The sequence below is a fragment of the Laceyella putida genome, assembly GCF_042665195.1.
GTDB lineage: Bacteria > Bacillota > Bacilli > Thermoactinomycetales > Thermoactinomycetaceae > Laceyella > Laceyella putida.
On record NZ_JBHTBW010000051.1, the window covers coordinates 1 to 7,615 of the forward strand.

6 protein-coding genes and 1 pseudogene are annotated in these 7,615 nt (G+C 49.0%); 1 reads left to right on the forward strand and 6 read right to left on the reverse strand.

What is annotated here, in order from left to right; all coding sequences use genetic code 11:
* Positions 1-202: 202 nt before the first annotated feature.
* From ACFQNG_RS15475 to ACFQNG_RS15490, 4 genes and pseudogenes are all read right to left on the reverse strand, one after another.
* A pseudogene (locus ACFQNG_RS15475) lies at positions 203-802 on the reverse strand (anhydro-N-acetylmuramic acid kinase).
* A 68-nt stretch (positions 803-870) separates the two neighbouring features.
* Positions 871-1,980: a DUF871 domain-containing protein gene (locus ACFQNG_RS15480; protein ID WP_379866396.1), complete on the reverse strand. Its 1,110-nt coding sequence runs from the start codon at positions 1,978-1,980 to the stop codon at positions 871-873.
* 26 nt (positions 1,981-2,006) lie between these two features.
* Positions 2,007-2,318: a PTS lactose/cellobiose transporter subunit IIA gene (locus tag ACFQNG_RS15485; RefSeq protein WP_379866397.1), complete on the reverse strand. Its 312-nt coding sequence runs from the start codon at positions 2,316-2,318 to the stop codon at positions 2,007-2,009.
* Positions 2,319-2,337: 19 nt separating this feature from the next.
* Positions 2,338-2,637 carry a PTS sugar transporter subunit IIB gene (locus ACFQNG_RS15490; protein WP_379866398.1) on the reverse strand — a complete coding sequence of 100 codons (300 nt, stop codon included), beginning with the start codon at positions 2,635-2,637 and terminating at the stop codon, positions 2,338-2,340.
* A gap of 222 nt (positions 2,638-2,859) precedes the next feature.
* On the opposite strand from ACFQNG_RS15490, the gene ACFQNG_RS15495 reads away from it, so the two are divergent.
* On the forward strand, positions 2,860-4,155 hold the full coding sequence (locus ACFQNG_RS15495) for a PTS sugar transporter subunit IIC (protein WP_379866400.1): 1,296 nt from the start codon (positions 2,860-2,862) through the stop codon (positions 4,153-4,155).
* A gap of 147 nt (positions 4,156-4,302) precedes the next feature.
* Here the strand turns inward: ACFQNG_RS15495 and ACFQNG_RS15500 are convergent, their stop codons facing one another.
* Positions 4,303-6,015 carry an ABC transporter permease/substrate binding protein gene (locus tag ACFQNG_RS15500; protein WP_379866401.1) on the reverse strand — a complete coding sequence of 571 codons (1,713 nt, stop codon included), beginning with the start codon at positions 6,013-6,015 and terminating at the stop codon, positions 4,303-4,305.
* Positions 6,012-7,208 (reverse strand): quaternary amine ABC transporter ATP-binding protein, encoded by a 1,197-nt coding sequence (locus ACFQNG_RS15505; protein ID WP_379866402.1) that lies wholly within the window; start codon positions 7,206-7,208, stop codon positions 6,012-6,014. The genes ACFQNG_RS15500 and ACFQNG_RS15505 overlap by 4 nt, the downstream gene beginning before the upstream one ends.
* Positions 7,209-7,615 lie beyond the last annotated feature (407 nt).

Consider the following 7,615-nt stretch of genomic DNA (forward strand, 5'->3'; position numbering starts at 1 on the left):
TTTCAAGGAACACTTCATTTTATTCAGCTCACCGCTCGATTGCGGCGACAAATATGATCTTAACATTTTTATATGCACCATGTCAATGCTTTTCTGTCTTAATTAAATAAAAATAATCCCCTACAAAAAAGCGCCAACCGAGCTTGTACTATGCCCATGACAAAAAGTATTGTATATTTATTATTATGAAAAATAACGTCGTTCAATTGTTTTTAAGAGGGGAAGTATGATGACGAGCAAGAGAAAAAGGAACGGGTGTGACATTCCCCAAAACCACCCTGCGCTTGGCTCCTGTCGCTCCCAGAACGTTGCCGGGCATCCCATGAAGCGTTTCATTCGCCAAGACCGCAAAGGCGATGGCTTCTTTGGTTATGGAAGAAAACCCCAATCCCTCTTGGGTCAAGATCCGGCATTCCGGTAAGCACTCCCGTAAAAAGCGAAGCAATGTGACATTATAGCTGCCACCACCGCCTACAATGATTTCATCCACCTTTTGTCCGGAAAGAAGATGGCGCTCAATGTGAAAGGCGATCGACCGGGCGGTAAACATCGTCACGGACGCCAACAAATCTTCGACATGCAAATGCCCCCATCGATGCAACAGAGACGTGATTTATCCGGTCCCAAACATCTCCCGTCCCGTCGACTTGGGCGGATCCGCCTGAATGAAGGGATGTTGCAGGCATTCTTGCAACATTTCCGCCACGATGCGGCAGCGCGCCGCCCTTTCGCCATTTTGGTCAAACGGCGCTCCCACCAGACGCTGACAAGTTCCCGACATTAAACCAACCGCTAAAGCCATATTCTCTCACCCTTGTTCGGTTATCTTCACGCCAGCTCACACCGTATCCACCTGGGTGTTCACGCCCATCACAGATTGCGTTCGGCTTGATTCTCTTTCTCCACAAAAGCGAATTTGTCCCATGGTTTCAAATAGTCAAGCAAAAACACCTCATCAGGCACTATTCGCCCCACCACATTCGTCTTGCCCGAATTTTTCATCGGTTTTAAGGCGATTTGCAATTCGCCTTTGTATTGCCCGTACAACTCATTGTCAATGAGGAGATCGCCCCGTTGGATCTGCACCGTGCGATGGGCCGGAAAGGGCATCTCTTTGTACTTGTTGCGGGTATGGGTGGACCGCACCATATAATCCGACACATCCCCCCGGTACAGATGGACCTCTTCCAACACGACCTTCCGTTCCAACGCACTCGTCCCCTCTGCCAACTCCACCGTAAAAGACAACAACTCAGGATTGATTTGGCTTAACGCGCGCAACTCTTCTTCCGAGGCATAAGCATTGCCGATGATCACATCATCGATCAACCCTGTCGCAAAGAGGTGCTTTGCTTGGACGGTTATTGGCAGTTGGCGGTGCATCTCCAATGTGCATAACCCTTCCATTACCGGCCATGGGCCGAACGTTGCGCTATGAGAGGTGACGAAAGCGGCGGTGCGAATCCCTTTTTCCTTGAACATTTGACTGCATTCAATAAAGTGGGCATAGGACAATCCCGTATAACGGTGTGGGTAAAAGTTATGACAACCCCAAATCTGACTGCTGTTGGGCTGATAGCTCATAATATTCTCCAAGTACTTGGTCGCGTTGCTCATGTTCAATTCGATCTTCAAGCCGTATGGATTAAAGGTCATCACCGATTCTTCCAACCCGCTAAACCCGATATCCAAACGCACCCCATCGGCCCCGATCTCGTGAAAGAAAGACAAATCCTCGTACGAGATCCCAAGCGCTTGAAAAACGCGCGGGGCGACATCGACGACCACTTCCATTCCCAACTGTTTGGCGTACCTATTCAGTTCCGCAAACCGCGCTTTGAGTTGACCAGGGTCCCCATGCACCGAGAGCAAGCAGGTGAACACCCGTTTAAACCCATGCCTCCCCGCCAAACGCAAATAAGCTTTATCCCGTTCCAGGAAGGAATGCTCTGGATAGATCGATATCCCCAATCGTTTCATTTGAACGCTCCCTTTCATTCGGTAGGCTAAGATTCTTTCAACTTCTTGACCAGACGAATCATGCGCTCGATCAACTTTTGTTCACTCATTGCCGTCATCAGGTGATCTTGCGCATGGATCATGAGCAAGGATTTCTCCCCCGCTTGCCCATTGAGCTCAGCCTGAATCAACCTGGTTTGGGTTTTGTGCGCTTCAGCCAACGCTTTATCCGCCTGTTTGATCAGCTCTTCCGCTTTGGCAAAATCAAACGCTTCCGCCGCATCCAACGCTTCAAATGCAAAAGCGCGGGCATTTCCCGCATGCAGAATGATTTCGTACATCTCCTGTTCGTGATTCATTCACTCCACCCCTGTCTTTTTACCCATATTGCTTGATCAGCTCCAGCACTTTCGGCGCACCAATCGGCGTATAACCGAGTGGCGGAATCAAAACCACCGGTTTCCCCGACCGCTTGCCGATCTCCTCAAAATGTCCCAACCTGTGCTTGACTTGTGGCGCGACTAAGCCAAGGTCATAATGAACCAATTCATCTTCAAACTCATGCGTCCCGACGGCTTTGATCTCCAACGGATAGCCTTGTTTATCCGCCAGGTCCTTGATCGCCTTAACCACAATCGCACTGGACATGCCACCAGAACAAACCATTAGCACTTTCATGTTATCCCCTCCATGGCGTTGACGTACCCATCCACAAGGCAACCATTGTCATGTCTTGTCATTTTCATCGCACCTATATTTATCTTTAGATAACAATATACTTTTTGAATCGATACCAATATTATAACAATATCTGGTATAGACAACCAACTCATCCATACGATATATTGCAGATGTAAGCGTTTTCTTTCTGAATAATCAAAATGATAAAAGGAGGCACTCATGCAAAAATTTTTGTTTTGGATCGAGACCCGGTTGATGCCGCCCATGGCCCGCATCTCCGAGATTCGGCATTTACGAGCGGTTCGTGACGGAATCATCGCCGTCCTGCCGTTGATTATTGTGGGATGCTTTTTTCTCATCATCGCCAATCCCCCCATCGACTCCTTGGCCAAATGGGTGGAACCCCATAAAGAACAGATTGTTGTGCCTTATCGCCTCACGTTGGGCTTGATGGCCCTATATGCGTCCTTCGGCATGGGATACAGTTTAGCCAGATCGTACAAACTGGATGGGATTGCCGGGGGCATGCTGACCATGGCCACCTTTATTATGGCGACAATTCCCGTGAATGTGGACGAAAAACTCCCCGAGAATGAAGCATTGGGATGGCTCCTGCCGTTACAGCATATGGGAGGGGCGGGTCTGTTTATGTCAATCATCGCCATGCTCATTGCGGTGGAAACATTGCGCTTTCTCAAACAAAGAAAGCTTGTCATCAAGATGCCGGAATCGGTTCCCACTTCCGTTTCCCGATCCTTTGAAGCATTGATTCCAGCAACCATCATCATCCTCTTCATGTGGGTGGTGAGAGTGTTGCTCGATGTCGACCTTCACGCCATCCTGCAAAGCATATTTAAGCCATTGGGGGTTTTCGCCGGAAATACCTTCTTGGGCGCATTGGTTCCCGTTTTGTTTATCATGCTGCTCTGGACGACGGGGATTCATGGCGATGCCGTGGTGGGCTCGGTTTTCCATCCCATCTGGTTTGCGTTGCTGGATCAAAACGCAGCAGCGGCGGCATCCGGGGAAACGCTTCCTAACTTGATTGTTGAACCTTTCTTCCAATGGTTTGTCTGGATTGGCGGCTCAGGTACCACGTTGGCCCTGTGTATATTCATGATGTTCTCCAAATCATCCTACCTAAAACAAGTGGGGCGCTTTTCCATTGTGCCGGGCATTTTCAACATTAACGAACCGGTTGTCTTCGGTGTCCCCATGGTGATGAATCCCTTGATGTTTATCCCTTTCATCCTCGCCCCCGTCGCCTGCACCGTCGTGACATATATCGCTTTCGCCACTGGGTTTATCGGGAAAATCTCCATCCTGGCGCCGTGGACCTTGCCTGGGCCGATTGGCGCTTACCTCGCCACGGGCGGCAGTTGGAACGCCGTTTTTCTTAATATTTTTAATATCTTGTTGGCCGGTGTCATTTATTGGCCATTCTTCAAGGCTTATGAAAAGAGAATGCTGGCTGAAGAGCAAACCCTCAATGGGGAATCCGCGCAAATCATGTAGCGCCCAATCAATTCGCTTGAGCCTGACCTTGTTCCGCCCGCTCTCGCCGCAACCGCCCTTAACGCAACATCAACTCCAGCTCACTCATCTTACCCTAACAAATAAAAAACCCTAGGCCATGGATTCGGCCTAGGGTCATGAACAGATTTATTTTTTTGTCCATGCTTTCACTTGTTCCGGATGTTCTTTGACCCACTTCGCCGCCGCTTCGTCAGGCGACATGCCTTTGCGGATATCCAGCATCACGGACTCCATATCTTCTTTGGTCCATTGGAAACGGTCCAAGATACCGTACACTTCCGGCATATCTTCCTTCAATCCTTTGCGGGCGATGGTGTGAATCTGTTCTTCCGCACCATAAACCTTTTTGGGGTCCTTGAGGATCTTCAAGTCATACTTGGCAAAGATCCAGTGCGGTTGCCAACCAACGACCACAATCGGCTTCTTTTGCCCGATCGCTTTGGCAAGCGCAGCCGTCATCGTCGCGTCTGATCCGCTGACCAATTGATAATTTAAGCCATATTGCTTTATCCCTTTTTCTGTGTTTTGCATAATGCCGGCGCCCGGGTCGATTCCGATGATTTTCCCGTCAAATTCGGCTTTGTGCGCATTCAGTTCTTCAATGGACTCGATCGGTACATAATCGGGAACAACCAAACCCAAGCGGGCCCCTTTTAAGTTTACACCCAAATCGTCATATTGGCCCTTGTATTTTTGCACAAAGACTTTTCCGGTAACGGGTAACCATGCCGCCACGTGCGCATCCGCATCACCTGATACGACGCCGGACCACATCGGACCCGCTTCTGTTTCCTTCAAATCCACTTCATATCCTTGGTTTTCCAGCACTTTTTTCACCACGTGCGTACTGGCGATTTCCGTGTCCCAGCTTACATAGGTCAAGGTTACTTTTTCTTTGGCGGCACCGGCTTTGGTGTACGAAGCCACCACCAGCCCCAATAAACCGATGATCGCCACAATCGATAACAATCTGCGCGCAGTGCCCCATGTGGACGCTGGATTCGCCTGCGTTCGAGGATTTCCCAAGTTCTGTGTCATCCGGTCAAGAATGATTGCGATGATCACAATCGCCAATCCCGCTTCAAACCCTTTGCCGACTTGCAATCGGGAAATGGACTGCAACACAATTTCACCAAGGCCCCCTGCGCCAATCATTGAACTGATGACAACCATGGATAAAGACAACATAATCGTCTGGTTGATCCCGGCTAAAATCGTCGATTTGGCGAGCGGCAATTCCACTTTCACCAGTTTTTGCCACGGAGTGGAACCAAACGCGTCCGCCGCTTCCTTCAATTCATTTGATACTTGTCGGAGTCCCAATCCCGTCATCCGAATCGTCGGCGGCATCGCAAAGATCACCGACGCAATCACAGCGGGGACCGACCCCAGCGCGAAGAAAAACACAGCGGGAATCAAATAGATGAATGCCGGCATCGTCTGCATAAAGTCCAATAATGGCGAAATGATATTTTTTGCCCGCTCACTGCGTCCAATCCATAATCCGAGGGGAATCCCGACCACAATGGACAACAGGGTGGACGTCAGCACCAAAGCGATCGTTTCCACACTGGATTCCCACAAACCGAGATAATGAATGAACCATAGCCCAATCAAGGCAAACAACGCAATCCGCCAGCGACTCAGCAACCAAACAATGACGGATATGAACAAGATCGTTCCCAAAGGAGGCAAGATAGTCAATAGTCGTTGAAAGAAGTCGGTTGTCGGTTCGATCGCCCCCTGAATCACGGCAAAGACAGGAGCAAAATGAACTTGCAACCATTTAATCAGGGCATCCACCCATTCGGCTAGAGGGATTCGAGGTAACCCGCTCATACTGTATCACCTCCTTGCCCTGCCAAAGCCGACAACAACGCGCCACGCCCAACAATCCCTTGCAGGCGTTTCTGCTCATCCACCACAACAGCGGGGTATGAGAAATCCATTTGCACCATGGAAGCCAATACTTCTTGCAATGGCGTATCTTTACGCACTTCCACAATCTCTTCCATCATGACGTCTTCAATCTTAAGATTTTGATTCACCGCTTGCTTGACTTTGTCCGCCGTCAATAACCCTTTGACCTTGCGATTGCGGTCAATCACGAGCAGGGTGGGGATTCGTTTGTCACGGATCCTGGTCAACGCAACACGTGGACCATCCTTGCCCAGCACCACCGTCTCCGGCTTCTGCATGATGTTTTCCGCCATCAAGATTTTGCCGAGGTTCACATCTTCAACAAACCGCTCCACATACTCGTCTGCTGGATTCGTCAAGATATCCTCAGGTGTGCCGACTTGTGCGATCTCCCCATCCCGCATCAACACGATGCGATCGCCAATGCGCAACGCTTCGTCCAAGTCGTGGGTAATAAAGATAATGGTTTTGTTCATGCTGCGTTGGAGCTCCAACAGCTCATCCTGCATATCCTTGCGAATGAGCGGATCAAGCGCACTGAAAGCTTCATCCATCAACAAAATATCCGGGTCATTCGCCAGGGCACGCGCTAGTCCGACCCGTTGTTGCATGCCGCCACTCAACTGATCGGGAAAACTTTCGGACCAGTTTTCCAAACCGACCAGTTTCAGACTTTCCAACGCCTTCTCCCTGCGCTCTTTCCCGTCCATTCCTTGAATTTCCAATCCGAACTCCACATTTTCGATTACGGTTCGGTGCGGAAACAAGGCAAACTTTTGAAACACCATGCTTATGCGTTTGCGACGGATTTCCCGCAGTTTTTCCGCTGGCATTTCGATCAAGTCCTCACCGTCAAGCAAGACATGTCCAGCGGTAGGTTCGATCAGACGGTTGAGCATGCGCAACAACGTCGATTTTCCACTACCAGACAACCCCATAATGACAAAGATTTCTCCACTATTAATGACAAAACTGGCTTGGTTTACACCAACGGTCGCTCCCGTCTCTTTGAAAATTTCATGTTTGTCCTTGCCTTGTTGCAACATCTTCAGCGCTTTTTTGCTCGACCTCCCATAGATTTTGGTTAAGTTTTTCACTTCGATTTGATTCAACAAGCCTTAATCCCTCCAATCTAAAATTTTTATATTCCCTTATAAAAAGATAGGAAAACATTATTTTATTTTCAGAATATTAATGGCCCGCCATCATCCATCTGATTGGCGATTTTTCTTGTTTTTCTCTCCAAGTACAAGCATGTTCACCTATTCCTATCTTGTTATAAATCACACGTTTTCATACCATCACCTATTCGTCGGGGGACTTGTATCCCACTCTTGGCACACTTGTCCCACAACCGATCAATGAAGTGGCCGAGGTTGTGAACGCACTCCTCTAAAGGCACACAAAAAAAGGATCCCAATCGATCGATTGGGATCCTTTCCATTCGCATATTCCCTGAAAACTAAAGAGTGAGTAAACCGTGACCTGAGAAAGTGTTCGTTCATTTAGCTCGTAAGAG